Origin of the sequence: Rhizobium sp. L9 (assembly GCF_002531885.1) — a bacterium.
GTDB lineage: Bacteria > Pseudomonadota > Alphaproteobacteria > Rhizobiales > Rhizobiaceae > Rhizobium.
This window is the reverse complement of sequence record NZ_NWSZ01000024.1, coordinates 81638-98474: the sequence shown is the minus strand read 5'-3', so window position 1 is coordinate 98474 and position 16837 is coordinate 81638. Positions and strand designations below refer to the sequence as shown.

The window sequence follows — 16837 nt, the reverse complement described above, 5'->3', positions numbered from 1 at the left end:
TATGTTAGCAAAGCGTGTTTTTGGAATTTTGTCGAGCGAAGAGCTTCACCAGCCAATCGATGAAAACGCGCACGCGGGGCGAAAGCTGGCGGTTGCGGGGGTAGAGCAGGGAAGCCGGGGTCGGGGTCGGTGGAAAATCCCGGAGCACGTGGACCAGCGTGCCGTCGGACAGATCTTTTTCGGCGTGGTAGCGCGGGATCTGGATCAGACCGAGGCCCATCCTCGCTGCCGCAACATAGCTTTCGGCGGCGTTGACCGTGATCGTCGCTGGAATGGTTATGTTACGTGCCGCACCGCCGATGGTGAATTCAAGCGGGAGCAGACTGCCGGTGCTGCTGGAGTGGAAGCCGACCATGCGATGGCCGGCAAGCCGGTCAGGATGCTGCGGCGGGCCGCGGGCGGCGATATAAGCGGGAGAGGCGAGCGTGACCTCATCAAGCATGGCGACGCGCCTGATGACCATGTCGCTGTCGGCAGGCGTGCCGACGCGCAGCACGCAATCGATGCCCTCGCGCACCAGATCGACCAGCCGATCGCCTTCGCTCATATAGAACTCGATCTCGGGATAGGTCTCCAGAAAGGACGGCAGGCTCGGCAGCACGAAATGGCGCGCGAGCGTGCCGTGCAGATCGACGCGCAGCAGGCCTTTCGGTCTGGCGCCGGCAAAGGCTCCTTCCGCATCCTCGATGTCGGCGAGGATCGACAGGCAGCGCTGGTAGTAGGCCTCGCCGTCGAGCGTCGGGCTGACATGGCGTGTCGTGCGCTGGAGCAGGCGCACGCCGAGGCGGGCCTCGAGCTGCTTGACCGCGTCGGTAACGGTCGAGCGCGGCAGGCCCGTGTCTTCCGCTGCGAGGGTAAAGCTGCGGCGCTCCACAACACGGCAGAACACACGCATGGCATCGAACCTGTCCATCTTGTTTGTTCGTGTTCTCCGGATAGTGATGCCGGAGAATGCACGATTAACCGGCGCAAGAAAAGGCGCATCTTCTTCTCATCGAAAACGCGCTGCGGCGTAAAAGGAGAAGAACAATGGCTTCCAACAAAGACAGCAAGGTCGCACTCGTCACCGGCGCTTCCCGCGGTATCGGCGCGGCCGTAGCCAGACGCCTCGCCAGGGAGGGTTTCACCGTCGTCGTCAACTATGCCGGCAGTGCGGCAGCGGCCGAGGACCTCGCCCGGGAGATCGAACAGGCTGGCGGCAGGGCGCTGACGGCCAAGGCGGATGTCAGCAATGCTGAAGCCGTCCGGCGGATGTTCGACGCTGCGGAAGGCGCCTTTGGCGGCGTTGATGTGCTTGTCAACAATGCCGGCATCATGATGCTGTCGCCGCTCGCCGAGACTGACGACGAAAACTTCGATCGCCAGATCGGCGTCAATCTCAAGGGCACGTTCAATACACTCAGGGAAGCGGCCCGGCGTCTGCGCGATGGCGGCAGGGTCATCAACTTTTCGACTTCGGTCGTCGGCTTGAAGCTCGAAACCTACGGCGTTTACGCCGCCACCAAAGCCGCCGTCGAAACGCTGACGGCAATCATGGCCAAGGAGATGCGCGGCCGTAACATCACCGTCAACGCCATTGCGCCCGGGCCGGTGGCCACCGATCTTTTCCTCAATGGCAAGACGGAGGAACTCATTACCCGCATGGCGAAGATGAATCCGCTGGAACGGATCGGATCGCCCGAGGACATTGCCTCCGCAGTCGCCTTTCTCGCCGGCCCGGACGGCGGCTGGATCAATGGTCAGACACTGCGCGCCAACGGCGGCGTGATCTGATGAAGGCGCCCTCATCGCAATCATGTGATTGAAGATTGTAGGTCTCCCCCCTTACAATCGTGTGGAGAGTGCCTATAGTTGTTTTATCGCGAGCGAGTGGAGTTCCCTGACGCTCTCTCCCGAACCTCCAGAGCCTGCCGCGCCCAGTCTGCGGCGCGACAGGTCCGATGTTCAAATTTTACGGCCCGTCGAAGGTTTCTCTGCCTTCCGGGCCGTCTCTGTTTTGCAACCGCGTGGCATGCTCTAGAAATCGTTCAGCTTGGCCTCGACCAGGAGCTTGACCAGCCAATCGACGAAGACGCGGACTTTGTTGCTGAGGTGGCGGTTCGGCGGATAGACCACATAGAGCGGCACCGGGTCACGGCGCCAGTCCGGCAGCACGCGGACGAGTTCGCCCCGCCGCATCGGTTCACGCGCCATGAAGGTCGGCACCTGCGCGACGCCGAGCCCCGTCAGGGCCGCGGTCAGATAGGTGCGGCTGTCATTGACCGAGGCAATGCAGCGTGGGGTCGTCTCGACCATTTCGTTGCCCCTGCGAAATTCGAAAGGCAGCGTTCGGTTGTTCTGGGCGCGGAAATAATTGACGGAGTAGTGCGTGGTCTCCAAATCCTCCGGCCGTTCGGGCATGCCGAATTTCTGAATGTAGCTCGGCGAAGCGCAGGTGATCAGCTCCATCTCCGAAACCCGCCGGGCGATCAGTGACTGATCGGTGGGCGTACCGGCGCGCAGCGCGCAATCGACGTTTTCGACCAGATAGTCTACCGTGCGGTCGCCGACCCCTAGGTCCAGACGGATATCCGGATAGCGCTGGTAGAAGTCGCAAAGTGCCGGAACGATAATGGCGTCGGCAAAAGCGCCGCTCATTTCGATGCGCAACCGCCCGCTCGGCAGGCTTTGCGAATTGGAGAGGCTGCCATCGAGTTCCTCCAGCTCGGAGATGATCTGGGCGGCGCGTTCATAATAAAGTGCGCCGTCCGTGGTCACCATGACCCGGCGCGTGGTGCGGTTCAGGAGCTTGGTGCGCAGATGCGCTTCGAGACCCTGAATGAGGTTGGTCACCGTCGCCTTGGGCATGGCGAGCATGTCGGCGGCGCGGGTGAAATTGCCCGTCTCCACGACGCGGATGAAGACGCGCATTGCCGAAAGTTGATCCATCGGTTTCAAGTCCGCAGTTTGCGTTGCACCATTATTCGAGAATCGGAACAGTGTTATCGTGATATTGCTTCTTATTCCCTGTTCTGAATAACAATATCTTTTTTATACGAAATGCAAGCGGCAGGTGTTGTGTGCCTGCGGTTGCGTGCAAAAGAGACCGGATCGATGACGGTAGAATGGAAGGACATGATGCTGGATAAGGTGGCCGTCGGCCCCGTTTCCGCGCGTGTCTACCAGGGCGCCGATTACGGCAAGGGTCCGCCCATCGTGCTTTACCTGCATGGGGGCGCATTTCTCGACAGCGAAACGAATGTCGACCGGCCGGTTGCAGTCAGTCTCGCCAAAGCCGGCGCCATCGTCGCCGCCGTCGACTACAGCACACTGTCCGGCAACCTCTTTCCGAAGGCATTGGAAGTCTCCTTCTCCGTTTTCACCTATCTCGCCAACAAGCGCGCCGCCGGTCTCGGCGACCGGAAGTCGCTGCTGTTTGTCGCCGGCGAGGAGGCGGGCGGCAATGTCGCGGCCGGAGTGGCGCTCAAGGCGCGCGATCAGATGCCGGAGGCGCTCGACGGCCAGGTGCTGATTTCACCGCTGCTCGATCCCTTCATGGGCACGTCGTCGATCCGCAAGGCCGAAGCGATCGGCATGCGGCAGCGCTGGGCGGACGGCTGGAGCCATTATCTGAGCGGTGGCGGCTGCCACCCCTACGCGGCCCCCTGCCTCTGTTCGCGTCTTTCAGGCGTCGCGCCGGCGCTGATATTCACCGCGGAGGATGATCCTCTGCACGACGAAACACTTGGTTACGGTGCCCGCCTGAAAAAGGCCGGCGTCGGTGTGCGCCAGCATGTCCTTCCCGCCGGGACGGGCTGGCCCTCGATTTATGGTGGGAAATCTGGGGAGACACCCGACTGGCAGGAACACGTCAGCCGCCATTTCGGAAGTTTCCTTCAGGACGTAAGCGTCCAACCGCAATTGCATTGAAGAAGATCTGATATTTCGGCGGCCTGGGGCCGCAAGGAGAGTACTGATGACGTCCAGAAGCAAGCGCTGGGCCCTCGTGGGCGCCGGCATAGGACTTATTGCGTCCGTTTCAGGCGCTGCATTGTTTTTCGAGCTGCCGATGAGCACGACGGCTACGGCAGCTTCCGCTCCCGCGCAGCCTCCTGCCGTACCGGTGACGGTGGCCATGGTCGAAGCCCGCGACGTGACGGCCTGGGAGACCTTTTCCGGCCGTCTCGAAGCGGTCGATCGTGTCCAGGTCCGTCCCCGTGTCGAAGGCGCCATCCTTTCGGTGGCTTTCCGTGAGGGGGCGCTGGTGAAGCAGGGTGACCTGCTCTTCACCATCGATCCGGCTCCTTACCAGGCTAGCGTGGCGCAGGCTCAAGGCCAGGTCGCTTCGGCCGAAGCCAAGGTCAGCCTGGCGCAGACCGAGCTTGACCGCGGCCGCAGGCTGTCCGACAACCGCACCATCTCCCAGAGCGATCTCGATCAGCGCCAGAGCGCGCTGGCCGAGGCGCAGGCAGGACTGCGATCAGCGCAGGCTGCGTTGCAGTCGGCTCAGCTCAATCTCGATTACACTCAGGTGCGGGCGCCGGTTTCCGGCCGCATCGGCAAGATCGAGGTGACGACAGGCAACCTGGTTGCGGCCGGATCGGCTTCGCCTGCGCTGACGACACTCGTTTCGGTCGATCCGATCTACGCGAGCTTCAACGCCAGCGAAGAGATGGTGACCCGCGCTCTCGCCCAGTTGCCACAGACGGACGGCGCTCTGCCGCCCGTCGAAGAGATTCCGGTCGAGGTCGGCACGCTCGCCGACGAAGGCACGCCGATCAAGGGCAAGCTGCAGCTGATCGACAACGAGGTCGACGCATCTAGCGGCACCATCGGCGTGCGCGCCGTCTTCGATAATCCGGGCGGACGCCTTATCCCCGGCCAGTTCGTGCGCGTGCGCATGGGCCAGCCGAAGGCTGAGAACAAGATCGTCATCAGCGACCGCGCCGTCGGCACGGACCAGGACAAGAAGTTCGTCTTCGTCGTCGACGGCGACAACAAGGTTGCATACCGGCAGGTGCAACTCGGCGCCCTGGCTGAGGGGCAGCGGGTGGTTGAAAGCGGCCTCACCGCCGGCGAAAAGATCGTCGTCAACGGCTTGCAGCGCATCCGTCCGGGCGCCGTCGTCATTCCGCAGATGGAAGAGAAAGTCGCGACCGCGCAGTAAGACGCAGCCTTCCCCTCTCGGGGAAGGCCAATTTCCGAAATGACAGGACCCACCGGCGGCTCCCCAAACCGCCGGAAAGGGACGTTGCATCCATGTTCACCCCGGAGAGGGCTTTGATATGAATATCTCCAGATTCTTTGTCGACCGGCCGGTCTTTGCCGGCGTTCTTTCGGTCCTCATCGTGGTTGCCGGCCTGATCGGCCTGCGCGCGCTGCCGATTTCCGAATATCCAAACGTCGTGCCGCCGTCGGTCGTCGTGCGCGCCACCTATCCCGGCGCCAATCCGAGCGTCATTGCCGAAACGGTGGCGACACCGCTCGAAGAGCAGATCAACGGCGTCGAGGACATGCTCTACATGTCGAGCCAGGCGACGTCGGACGGTGTGCTCAACGTCACCGTCACCTTCAAGCTCGGCACCGACCCAGACAAGGCGCAGCAGCTCGTCCAGAACCGCGTCAGCCAGGCCGAGCCGCGCCTGCCGGCGGAAGTGCGCGCGCTCGGGATCACAACGGTCAAGAGCTCGCCCGACTTCATCATGGTCGTCAACCTTGTCTCCGACGGGAACAGCCACGACATCACCTATCTTCGCAACTACGCGACCTTGAACATCAAGGATCGGCTCGCCCGCATCCCCGGCGTCGGCCAGGTGCAGGTCTTCGGCGCCGGCGATTATTCGATGCGTGTCTGGATCGACCCGCAGAAGGCCGCCGAGCATGAACTTGCCGCCAGCGACATCAGCAACGCGATCAGCTCGCAGAACGTCCAGGCGGCCGCCGGCATTATCGGCGCGTCGCCGAGCCAGCCGGGCGTCGACCTGCAGCTCAACGTGAATGCACAGGGCCGCCTGCGCACGCCCGAGGAGTTCGGCAACATCATCGTCAAGACGGGCGTCAATGGGGAGATCACCCGCCTTCGCGACGTCGCCCGCATCGAGCTTGGCGCCGCCGACTATACGCTCAGGTCGCTGCTCGACGGCAAGCCGGCCGTCGCCGTTGCCGCCCTTCAGGCGCCCGGTTCGAATGCGATCGAAATCGCCGACAATGTGCGCGCAACCATGGATCAGCTGCAATTGGCCATGCCTGAGGGCGTCAAATACGAGATCGTCTACGATACGACGAAATTCGTGCGCTCCTCGATCGAGAAGGTCATCGACACGCTGCTCGAAGCCATCGCGCTCGTCGTCCTCGTCGTCATCGTCTTCCTGCAGACATGGCGCGCGTCGATCATTCCGCTGATCGCGGTTCCGGTCTCGATCATCGGCACCTTCGCGGTCATGTATGTCTTCGGCTTCTCGATCAACGCGCTCAGTCTGTTCGGGTTGGTGCTTGCGATCGGTATCGTGGTGGACGACGCCATCGTGGTGGTGGAAAACGTCGAGCGCAATATCGAGCATGGCCTGTCGCCGCGCGCGGCCACTTATAAGGCGATGAAGGAAGTGTCCGGTCCGATCATCGCGATCGCGTTGGTGCTCGTCGCGGTCTTCGTGCCGCTCGCCTTCATCTCTGGCCTGTCGGGTCAGTTCTATCGTCAGTTCGCGCTGACGATCGCGATCTCGACCGTCATCTCGGCCTTCAACTCGCTGACCCTGTCACCGGCGCTTGCCGCCCTTCTGCTGAAGGGCCACGACGCGCCCAAGGACTGGCTTACGCGCTTCATGGACGCGATCTTCGGTTGGTTCTTCCGTGGCTTCAACCGCGTCTTCGGCGCAGGCTCGAATGCCTATGGCAAAGGTGTTGGCGGCCTGGTGTCGCGCAAGAGCATCGTCATGGTGGTCTACCTGGCGCTGGTCGGCGCGACCTACAGCATGTTCACCACGGTTCCCGGCGGCTTCGTGCCGTCGCAGGACAAGCAATACCTGATCGGCTTCGCTCAGCTGCCGGATGCCGCAAGCCTCGATCGCACGGAAGACGTCATCAAGCGCATGACCGATATCGCGCTCGCGCAGCCCGGCGTCGCCAATGCCATCGCCTTCCCCGGCCTGTCGATCAACGGCTTCACCAACTCCTCGAATGCCGGCATCGTCTTCGTGACGCTGAAGGATTTCGAGGAGCGCAAGACGCCGGATCTTTCTGGCGGCGCCATCGCCATGGCGCTGAACCAGAAATTCGGCGCAATCCAGGATGCCTTCATCGCCATGTTCCCGCCGCCGCCGGTCAACGGTCTCGGCACGACGGGCGGTTTCAAGCTGCAGATCGAGGATCGCGCAGGCTTGGGCAACCAGGCGCTCGACGAGGCGACCAAGGCAGTGCTTGCCAAGGCCTACCAGACGCCTGAGCTCGCCGGGCTGTTCTCCAGCTTCCAGATCAACGTGCCGCAGCTCTATGCCGATCTCGACCGCGCCAAGGCCGAGCAGCTCGGAGTGTCCGTCACCGACGTGTTCCAGACGCTGCAGATCTATCTCGGCTCGCTCTATGTGAACGACTTCAACGCCTTTGGCCGCACCTACAGCGTCCGTGTGCAGGCCGACGCGAAATTCCGCGCTCAGCCGGAAGATATCGGTCAGCTGAAGGTTCGTTCGGCGTCGGGCCAGATGATCCCGCTTTCGGCACTTCTGAAGGTGGAGCCGAGCACGGGTCCGGAGCGGGCGAACCGCTATAACGGCTTCCTCGCCGCCGATATCAACGGCGGGCCGGCGCCGGGCTTCTCGTCCGGCCAGGCACAGGCGGCGATCGAGAAGATCCTACACGAGACGCTGCCTGCTGGCATCGACTTCGAATGGACGGACCTGACCTATCAGCAGATCCTTGCCGGCAATTCGAGCGTCGTCGTCTTCCCGCTCGCGCTGTTGCTGGTGTTCCTGGTGCTTGCCGCCCAGTATGAAAGCCTGACCCTGCCGCTGGCGATCATCATGATCGTACCTATGGGCGTCCTGGCCGCTCTGACAGGCGTCTGGCTCACCGGCGGAGATAACAACATCTTCACCCAGATCGGCCTGGTCGTCCTTGTCGGCCTGTCGGCGAAGAACGCGATCCTAATCGTGGAATTCGCTCGCGAACTGGAGTTCGAGGGCCGGACTCCGCGCGAAGCCGCGGTCGAAGCCAGCCGCCTGCGCCTTCGCCCGATCCTCATGACTTCCATGGCCTTCATCATGGGCGTCGTGCCGCTCGTCGTCTCGACCGGCGCCGGCGCGGAAATGCGCGCGGCGATGGGCGTTGCGGTGTTCTCGGGCATGATCGGCGTGACTTTCTTCGGCATCTTCATGACGCCGGTGTTCTACGTGCTGCTGCGGCGGCTGACGGGCAATCGCCCGCTCATCCAGCACAAGCGGGACGAACACAAGGAGGAAGAGGCCGAGGTCATTCGGCTCGCGGCGGAATAAGCGGAATTCAACCTTCCTTTGTCGAGTAAATCGGGCGGGAACTTCGGTTCTCGCCCGTATCGTTTTGTGACACCCGATGAAAATGCGTTACGTTCATCAAAACGGTTGCAACCGAGGAGGAGGGGACTATCAAAGGCGGATAGCAGCTGGGAGGATCGGCGCGGGCCCCGCTGTCCGGATAAGCAAGACCGGCAAAGCCGACGCGCTTGCGGAAGTTGGTGAGGCGGACTGCAGCGCTTCGCTTCTAAATTTCGAAGAGAAGAGTGGCCGATCGGGAGGATAATGATGACGGACCGCCAACCGAAGAAACGCCGCCTGCGTTCGCAGGATTGGTTCGACAATCCCGATCATATCGACATGGCGGCGCTCTATCTCGAGCGTTTCATGAATTACGGCATCACCCCGGAAGAGCTGCGCTCGGGCAAGCCGATCATCGGGATTGCCCAAAGCGGCAGCGATCTAACGCCCTGCAACAGAGTGCATATCGAGCTCGCCAAGCGCGTGCGCGACGGCATTCGCGACGCAGGCGGAATACCGATCGAGTTTCCGACACATCCGATCTTCGAGAACTGCAAGCGTCCGACCGCCGCCCTCGATCGCAATCTTGCCTATCTCGGCCTCGTCGAAATCCTCTACGGCTATCCACTCGACGGTGTCGTGTTGACTACCGGCTGCGACAAGACCACGCCTTCTGCGATCATGGCTGCTTCGACGGTCGATATTCCGGCTATCGTGCTTTCCGGCGGTCCGATGCTCGATGGCTGGCACGAAGGGGAACTGGCCGGTTCCGGCACCGTCATCTGGCGGATGCGGCGGAAATATGCGGCAGGCGAGATCGATCGGGAGGAGTTCCTGCAGGCAGCGCTCGACTCGGCTCCGTCCGTTGGCCATTGCAACACGATGGGCACAGCCTCAACGATGAATGCGCTGGCGGAAGCACTCGGCCTGTCGCTCACCGGCTGTGGCGCCATCCCGGCCGCCTACCGCGAGCGGGGGCAGATGGCCTACCGCACCGGACGGCGCGCCGTCGAGATCGTGTTCGAGGATTTGAAGCCATCGGATATCCTGACGCGGGCTGCTTTCCTCAATGCGATCCGCACCAATTCGGCGATCGGCGGCTCGACCAATGCGCAGCCGCATCTGGCTGCGATGGCTAAGCACGCCGGCGTCGAACTTTATCCCGATGATTGGCAGGTGTACGGCTTCGATATCCCGCTTTTGGCCAATGTCCAGCCAGCCGGCGCCTATCTCGGCGAGCGCTACCACCGCGCCGGCGGCACGCCGGCGATCATGTGGGAGCTGCTGCAGGCCGGAAAACTCGACGGCGATTGTCGCACGGTGACGGGGAGGACGATGGCCGAGAACCTCGACGGTCGGCAGGCCAGCGACCGCGAGGTCATTCGGCCATTCGACGAACCGCTGAAGGAGCGGGCGGGCTTCCTCGTTCTCAAGGGCAATCTCTTCGATTTCGCGATCATGAAGATGAGCGTCGTCTCGGAGGATTTCCGCCAGCGCTATCTTCTGGAACCCGGGCGGGAAGGTGTCTTCGAGGGCAAGGCGGTGGTTTTCGACGGTTCCGAGGATTATCACAAGCGCATCAACGACCCCGAACTCGGCATCGACGAGGATACCATCCTCGTCATCCGCGGCGCGGGGCCGCTCGGCTGGCCGGGATCGGCCGAGGTCGTCAATATGCAGCCGCCGGATCATCTGTTGAAGCGTGGCATTCGCAGCCTGCCGACAATCGGCGACGGACGTCAGTCGGGCACCGCCGACAGCCCGTCGATCCTCAATGCATCACCGGAAAGCGCTGCCGGGGGCGGCCTCGCCCGGCTTCGCACCGGCGATATCATCCGCATCGACTTCAACCAGGGGCGCTGCGACATGTTGGTCGACGACGCGGAGATCGAGCGGCGCAGGAGCGACGGTATTCCGCCGGTGCCGGCGGATGCCACGCCGTGGCAGCAGATCTACCGCCGCTCGGTGACGCAGCTGTCGGATGGCGCGGTTCTGGAAGGTGCGTCGGAGTTTCGCCAGATCGCGAAAAACCCGCCACGGCACAACCATTGATTCTGGCGCAGGGCAGCGATAGTGGCTAATTTCCGCTGAAATGCTTCCTGTCCTCCGGGTTGAGTACGCGAGAGATTTCGGCGCGACATTTATCCGCGCCGGAAGTTATTGGGCGCCAAGTAATTTTCTTGAGCTTGCAACGGCATTGTTTCATGGTAATGCGGAAACGAAGCTTACTGCATTGCATCGAAAACGATTATACGCGTGGTCAAGACCATCGGCGCGGCTTCTCCATCGTTCGTCCGGTGCGATCGGGTGGCGGTGATCTGAAAATTGCTTTGCCGTTGGCGGGATGGACTTGCGGGACATTCAATCTGGGAAGGTCGCATGAATTCGGAATTTGCCGTTCGTTCGATGCGGCCCGGCGAATTGGAACTCGTGCTCGAATGGGCGCGTCAGGAGGGGTGGAATCCGGGTCTCGACGATTCGCTTGCATTCCTCGAAGCCGATCCGTCGGGATTTTTCGTCGGCTCTATCGGTGAAGTCCCCGTCGGCTCGATCTCGGTCGTCAAATATGGGGACAGCTTCGCCTTTCTCGGCCTCTACATCGTCCACCCGGATTTCCGCGGCAAGGGTTACGGCAAGGCGATCTGGGAAGCGGGGATTGCCACGGCGGAAGGCCGGACGATCGGTCTCGACGGCGTTGCCGCGCAGCAGGGGAACTATCGCAAGGCCGGCTTCGAGCCAGCCTATTCCACCATTCGTTACGGCGGCGTTGCCTCCTCTTTGCCGGCCTCCACGCTTGTCGCGCAGCCGGTGCTGGATTCACGCCTGGAAGGATTGCAGCGTTATGATGCGGCGATCTTTCCGCAGCCGCGGGATGCCTTCCTCGCCGCCTGGTGCACCAGCCGCAAGGGGCGGCGTACGGCCGTAGTCCGCAAAAGCCACAAGATCCGCGGTTACGGCACGATTCGCCGCTGTTACGAGGGCTACAAGATCGGCCCGCTTTTCGCCAACGATGCAGACAGCGCCGCGGCACTGCTTGCCGGATTGATCCCCGAGGCAAAGGGCGCTCAGATCTTCATCGATATCCCCGCCGAGAATCGCGAGGCGATTGCACTTGCCGAAGGCATGGGTCTTCAGCCGGTGTTCGAGACCATGCGGATGTATCGAGGACCCGCCCCGGCGATCCCGCTGAAACACGTCTTCGGCGTGACGACGCTGGAGCTTGGTTAAGCCTAATCCACGGGGGAGGCGGGCACGGTGGGAGCGGACGCTTTCGGCCGGCCCTTTTCGGCGATTGCGATGCCGCCGAGCGTCAGCATCAGCGCTACCATATGGAAGGACTGAAGCCTTTCTCCGATCAGTACGACGGAAAGCAGTGTTCCGAATACCGGCACGAGATTGATGAAGAGACCGGCGCGGTTGGCGCCGATAGCCTCAACGCCTTTGATATAAAGGATCTGCGCCAGCAACGAGGGGAAGATCGCGGTATAGAAGGTGATGCTCCAGCCGGCCTGGTCAGGCCAATGCGCAGCGCCGCGGCCGATCTCCCAGAGAAGCAGCGGCAGCGAGGTCAGCATGGCGGCGAGGGCGGGGAAGGCCATTAGCGTGCGCCAGTCGACCGGCGGTTTCCAGCGCAGGAAAATCGTGTAGAGCGAATAGGCGGCAATAGCGATCAGCATCAGCCCGTCGCCGCGGTTGAGCTGCAACTGCAGCAGCGTGGCGAGGTCGCCATGGGCGGCGGTCAGCGCCACGCCCATCAGCGTCATGCCGAAGCCGAGACATTGCGCCAGCGAGATGCCAGTGCGGAAAAAGAAAAAATTCAACAGGAAGATCAGCATCGGAATGCCGGCTTGCTCGATGGCGACGTTGATCGCCGTTGTATATTGCACTGCCGAATAGAGCATGGCGTTGAAGAGCGTATAGCCAATGGCGCCGTAGCAAAGAAGCAGCGGCAGGTTTTTCCTTGCCACGGGCCAATCCTTCTTCAGTTGCGGCACAGATATGATGGCGATGAACGCGACGGCGAGGAACCAGCGCAGAAAGGTCAGCATCATTGGGCTGATATGGCCGACCGCGAGTTTGCCGGCGACGGAGTTGCCGCCCCAGCAGAGGGTGGCGATGACGAGGCAGATATAGGCTGTGGCTTGCAAGAGCGTTCTTCCTCGTCTTCTTGCGATCGAAGTTCGGATTTTTCCCAGGGGAAATAGACTGCCGGCTGCTGATTTGTCACGTAAAAAGCCCAATCGTCTGTGACAACAGGGTCGCTTTCCCAAAAACAAAGCTTTATAGATGCGCGGGTTTGAGCAGGTGCGCGGTTTTCCGCCGGTAACAGGAAGAGTTGGATGACGAACGTAGTCGTGGTCGGTTCGCAATGGGGTGACGAAGGCAAAGGCAAGATTGTCGATTGGCTTTCGGAACGTGCGGATATTGTCGTGCGCTATCAGGGCGGCCACAATGCCGGCCATACGCTCGTCATCGACGGCACGAGCTATAAGCTCTCGCTGTTGCCCTCCGGCGTCGTGCGTCCCGGCAAGATGGCGGTGATCGGCAACGGCGTCGTCGTCGATCCGCATGCGCTGATCGCTGAGATCGGCCGACTGGAGGCGCAGGGCGTGACGGTTACGCCTGACAATCTGCGCATCGCCGACAATGCGACGCTCATCCTGTCGCTGCATCGCGAGCTCGACGCGATGCGCGAGGATGCCGCGTCCAACAGCGGCACCAAGATTGGCACGACGCGCCGCGGCATCGGTCCGGCCTATGAGGACAAGGTCGGCCGCCGCGCCATCCGGGTCATGGATCTCGCCGATCTCGACAGTCTTTCCGGCAAGGTCGACCGTATCCTGACGCATCACAATGCGCTTCGCCGCGGCCTCGGCGTCGCCGAGATCAGCCACCAGGCGATCATGGACGAGCTCACCTCGATCGCCGATCGGGTGCTGCCGTTCCGCGACACGGTCTGGCTTTTGCTTGATAGGGAGCGCCGCAAGGGCGCCCGCATCCTGTTCGAAGGTGCGCAGGGCAGCCTGCTCGACATCGATCACGGCACCTATCCTTTCGTGACCTCCTCCAACACCGTGGCCGGCCAGGCGGCGGCCGGTTCCGGCATGGGGCCAGGCTCGCTCGGCTATATCCTCGGCATCACCAAGGCCTATACGACACGCGTCGGCGAAGGCCCGTTCCCGACGGAGCTGACCGACGAAATTGGCCAGTTCCTGGGTGAGAAGGGGCATGAGTTCGGTACCGTGACAGGGCGCAAGCGCCGCTGCGGCTGGTTCGACGCGGCACTGGTGCGTCAGTCGGTTGCGACCAACGGCATTACTGGCATCGCGCTTACGAAGCTCGATGTGCTCGACGGTCTCGAGGAACTGAAGATCTGCGTCGGTTATATGCTCGACGGCGAACAGATTGATCATCTTCCCGCAAGCCAGGGAGCGCAAGCTCGGGTCGAACCGATCTATGTCACGCTTGAGGGATGGAAGGAATCGACCGTCGGCGCCCGCAGCTGGGCGGATCTTCCGGCACAGGCGATCAAATATGTTCGCCAAGTCGAGGAACTGATCGGGGCACCGGTCGCGCTCCTTTCCACCAGCCCGGAGCGGGACGACACGATACTTGTGACCGATCCGTTTGAGGATTAAGGTCACGGCCCACTGTGGAGGACAGTTCGGCAGAAGGCCGGACTTCTTGAGAAAGTAAGAATGGCGGATTTTATTGCAGTTATTCGGCGGGCCGTCGACGGCTTGGCTGAAAACACCCCCGAGATGCGGGTGAAAGTCTACGAACGTGCTCGCGGCGCAGTGCAGCGGCAGCTCGAGAACATGAAGCCGCGTCCGCCGGAAGCCATGCTGCAACGCCAGCTCGAAAAGCTCGAGGCCGCCATCCGCGAAGTGGAGGCTGAACACTCTGAAGCGCTGCCCCTCGAGGAGACGGTCGGCGCCGGTGCTGCGCCGGAAACCTTGGAAGAACAAGCGGTTCCTGACGAAAGCACCTTGCCGCCTACGCCCCAGGCGGCTGTGGGCGAGCCGACCGGTGAAGTCGATGCGGTATCGCCGACGGCCGAGGCCGTCCACGAGCCCGATCACTTGGAAGCCGACACACGGCCGGAAACTGAGGAAGAGGCCGCGGCCGAGGAAGCTCCTTTCGCCGAACCTGAGCCCGAACAAACACCTGTTTCCGCTGAGACAGCTCCACCCGTCGAGACATATTGGCATCCCTCGCATGAGGAGGAGGCTCCGGCCGAGGAATGGCATGCCGGCGAGGCGCGTGACGTCGCCGCCGAAGAAATGCAGCCGGAGCATCACGGCTTCGAAACGCCACCTGCCGATCATGCCTACGAGGAAGCCGACGAGCATCGTGCCGATGAAGAGCATCCCGTGGAGGCCGAGGAGATCGCGGCCGAACCGGCGATGGCGGAAAGCCATGAGCCCAAGGCCGAGGCCGCTTACGAGCCCATCGAGTCGTTTCAGCCGATCACACGCGGCCTAGAGCATGCATCCAACCGGCTCGTGGAGCCGGTCGCTGATTTCAATCGTGCCCAGGAATTCGTCGAACATAGCCGCGAGCAGCCGCTGCAGGCGGATGCTGCGGGACATTTCGATCCTGTCTGGGCCGAGCCTGCCGTCGAGACGCCGGCTCCGGCGCCCAAGGATGCGGAGACCGAATGGGCCGAAGAGGAGCTCCGGCAATATTCGGAAACGGTGCCGGTTACCGCTGACGCTTCGGCGCGTGCCTTCGAAGACGTGATATCGAGCCTCGAAAAAATGGCGCCCGCCGCTGTCATGCCGGCCGCCAAGGAAGCTTTCTCCTGGGAGAAGGCTGCCTTCGACGACCTGCCGCCGCTCGAGGCGGGCACCGACAAGAAGACGCCGGTGTCCTCGCATTTCGACGACGTTGATATCTTTGCGGAGGTGCACGACGGCAAGCCTACACCTCCCGCCGGCGCGCCGAGCGAGGCATGGCGCGAAGCGAAGGCGCTGCGTGGCTATGACCGCCGCGGCCCGATCGCCACTGACGATGACGACGCCAACCCGGCGATGGATATCGATCAGATCGTCGCCTCGAAGCTGCAGGGCAAGAATTTCCGCATGGAACCGAAGCGCCGCCGCTTCGGCATCGGCACGATAATTACTCTTCTCTTCGCGCTTATCCTGATCGGTGGCGGCGCCTATGCCGGCTGGGTGAACAGAGAAGCGCTGGTGGCGATGGTCGATGGGCTTGTCAGTTCGGCACCGTCGCAGGCTACGAGGAACGAGGCGGCAATGACGCCGGCGGGCTCCGAAACGCCGGCCCAGCCCGCGCCGACGCCAGCCCAGCCAGCCGCACCAGAAGCACAGAATACGCCGCCGGCGCCGGCACAGCCTAACCAGCAAGTAGCGTCCTTGAACAATGACGGCGCGGCGGCCAATTCCAAATTCACGCAACGACTGCTTTCCGACGGGACCGAAGTCGACAGCGGCCCGGCGACGGTGCCGGGAACGCCGACGGCTGAAGGAAAATCGGTGGCCGAGCAGAACGTCGCGGCGGCCGATACACCGGCGGCCAGCGCGCAAGGCGATGCGGCCCCGCCCGAAACGCTGACGCCCAACGGTCCTGCGGCATCGCCGCAGCAGGCTGCGCCGGTTGGTTCGTCGGAAAAAATGTTCCTCTATGAGGAGCGTATCGGCCAGAGCTCGCCGACGGCGATCGAGGGAACGGTCGTCTGGACCGTCCAGCACGAGGCTGGCCAGGACGGCCGGCAGGAGGCGACGGTACAAGGCAATGTCACCGTTCCCGAGCGCAACCTCTCGGCTCTCGTCACCTTCAAGCGCAATTCCGATCCGTCGCTTCCGGCGAGCCATCTCGTCGAGATCGTCTTTTCGGTGCCGCCCAATTTTGAAGGCGGCAGCATCGAAAGCGTCCAGCGCATCTCGATGAAGCGCACCGAGCAGGATCGCGGCGACGCGCTGATCGCGGTTCCGGCCAAGATCACGGATGATTTTCACATGATCGCGCTCAACGACTATCCCGATGCGCGCAAGGCCAATCTCGATCTGCTGTCGACCCGCAATTGGATCGATATTCCGATCACCTACCGCAACGGCCGCCGTGCGCTGCTGACGATGGAGAAGGGTGGTACGGGAACGGATGCCTTCAATACAGCCGTCAAGGAATGGACTGCACTCGGGGATGTCTCGACGAGCCAGTGAGTGGGTTCTCGGTGCGTTGTGCCACCGGCCCCCTCATCCGCCTGCCGGCACCTCCCCGAGGGGGAGAAGGGAATCGTGGCAGCGTCCTGTCTTTCTTAAAGCATTCCTTTTGAAAACGAGGGCGAGCAGCTTGCTTCTCCTCTTCTCCCCAGAGGGAGAAGGTGGCCC

11 protein-coding genes are annotated in these 16837 nt (G+C 62.4%); 8 read left to right on the top strand and 3 right to left on the bottom strand.

Annotated features, from left to right (window positions below; translation table 11 throughout):
- Window positions 1-4: 4 nt before the first annotated feature.
- The gene (locus CO660_RS23295; protein WP_097600690.1) at window positions 5-913 is read right to left on the bottom strand and encodes a LysR family transcriptional regulator; all 909 of its coding nucleotides are present in this window, start codon (window positions 911-913) and stop codon (window positions 5-7) included.
- Window positions 914-1029: 116 nt separating this feature from the next.
- Here CO660_RS23295 and CO660_RS23290 point away from each other — a divergent pair, with 116 nt between their 5' ends.
- Entirely contained in the window at window positions 1030-1773 is a 744-nt protein-coding gene (locus CO660_RS23290) for an SDR family oxidoreductase (RefSeq protein WP_097600689.1), read from the top strand.
- A 243-nt stretch (window positions 1774-2016) separates the two neighbouring features.
- On the opposite strand, the gene CO660_RS23285 is transcribed toward CO660_RS23290, so the two are convergent.
- Entirely contained in the window at window positions 2017-2928 is a 912-nt protein-coding gene (locus tag CO660_RS23285) for a LysR family transcriptional regulator (protein WP_097600688.1), read from the bottom strand.
- Window positions 2929-3093: 165 nt separating this feature from the next.
- On the opposite strand from CO660_RS23285, the gene CO660_RS23280 reads away from it, so the two are divergent.
- From CO660_RS23280 to CO660_RS23260, 5 genes are all read left to right on the top strand, one after another.
- On the top strand, window positions 3094-3909 hold the full coding sequence (locus tag CO660_RS23280; protein WP_097600687.1) for an alpha/beta hydrolase fold domain-containing protein: 816 nt from the start codon (window positions 3094-3096) through the stop codon (window positions 3907-3909).
- Window positions 3910-3955: 46 nt separating this feature from the next.
- The gene (locus CO660_RS23275) at window positions 3956-5146 is read left to right on the top strand and encodes an efflux RND transporter periplasmic adaptor subunit (RefSeq protein WP_097600686.1); all 1191 of its coding nucleotides are present in this window, start codon (window positions 3956-3958) and stop codon (window positions 5144-5146) included.
- A gap of 118 nt (window positions 5147-5264) precedes the next feature.
- A complete protein-coding gene (locus tag CO660_RS23270) occupies window positions 5265-8465 on the top strand; it encodes a multidrug efflux RND transporter permease subunit (RefSeq protein ID WP_097600685.1) in 3201 nt (1066 codons plus the stop codon).
- Window positions 8466-8750: 285 nt separating this feature from the next.
- A complete protein-coding gene (locus CO660_RS23265) occupies window positions 8751-10535 on the top strand; it encodes an IlvD/Edd family dehydratase (RefSeq protein WP_097600684.1) in 1785 nt (594 codons plus the stop codon).
- 327 nt (window positions 10536-10862) lie between these two features.
- Window positions 10863-11711: a GNAT family N-acetyltransferase gene (locus tag CO660_RS23260; RefSeq protein WP_097600683.1), complete on the top strand. Its 849-nt coding sequence runs from the start codon at window positions 10863-10865 to the stop codon at window positions 11709-11711.
- A gap of 2 nt (window positions 11712-11713) precedes the next feature.
- Here CO660_RS23260 and CO660_RS23255 read toward each other — a convergent pair whose 3' ends face one another.
- On the bottom strand, window positions 11714-12631 hold the full coding sequence (locus tag CO660_RS23255; protein ID WP_097600682.1) for a DMT family transporter: 918 nt from the start codon (window positions 12629-12631) through the stop codon (window positions 11714-11716).
- Between the two features lie 192 nt (window positions 12632-12823).
- Between CO660_RS23255 and CO660_RS23250 the strand changes: the two genes are divergently transcribed.
- Together CO660_RS23250 and CO660_RS23245 are read left to right on the top strand one after the other, a co-directional pair.
- A complete protein-coding gene (locus tag CO660_RS23250; RefSeq protein WP_085779207.1) occupies window positions 12824-14122 on the top strand; it encodes an adenylosuccinate synthase in 1299 nt (432 codons plus the stop codon).
- 60 nt (window positions 14123-14182) lie between these two features.
- The gene (locus tag CO660_RS23245; protein WP_097600681.1) at window positions 14183-16669 is read left to right on the top strand and encodes a hypothetical protein; all 2487 of its coding nucleotides are present in this window, start codon (window positions 14183-14185) and stop codon (window positions 16667-16669) included.
- Window positions 16670-16837: the final 168 nt, after the last annotated feature.

Bases quoted from the DNA above. Each gene is read 5' to 3' on its own strand.
- CO660_RS23295 (WP_097600690.1), bottom strand. From the start codon at position 913: ATGGACAGGTTCGATGCCATGCGTGTGTTCTGCCGTGTTGTGGAGCGC.
- CO660_RS23290 (WP_097600689.1), top strand. From the start codon at position 1,030: ATGGCTTCCAACAAAGACAGCAAGGTCGCACTCGTCACCGGCGCTTCC.
- CO660_RS23285 (WP_097600688.1), bottom strand. From the start codon at position 2,928: ATGGATCAACTTTCGGCAATGCGCGTCTTCATCCGCGTCGTGGAGACG.
- CO660_RS23280 (WP_097600687.1), top strand. From the start codon at position 3,094: ATGACGGTAGAATGGAAGGACATGATGCTGGATAAGGTGGCCGTCGGC.
- CO660_RS23275 (WP_097600686.1), top strand. From the start codon at position 3,956: ATGACGTCCAGAAGCAAGCGCTGGGCCCTCGTGGGCGCCGGCATAGGA.
- CO660_RS23270 (WP_097600685.1), top strand. From the start codon at position 5,265: ATGAATATCTCCAGATTCTTTGTCGACCGGCCGGTCTTTGCCGGCGTT.
- CO660_RS23265 (WP_097600684.1), top strand. From the start codon at position 8,751: ATGACGGACCGCCAACCGAAGAAACGCCGCCTGCGTTCGCAGGATTGG.
- CO660_RS23260 (WP_097600683.1), top strand. From the start codon at position 10,863: ATGAATTCGGAATTTGCCGTTCGTTCGATGCGGCCCGGCGAATTGGAA.
- CO660_RS23250 (WP_085779207.1), top strand. From the start codon at position 12,824: ATGACGAACGTAGTCGTGGTCGGTTCGCAATGGGGTGACGAAGGCAAA.
- CO660_RS23245 (WP_097600681.1), top strand. From the start codon at position 14,183: ATGGCGGATTTTATTGCAGTTATTCGGCGGGCCGTCGACGGCTTGGCT.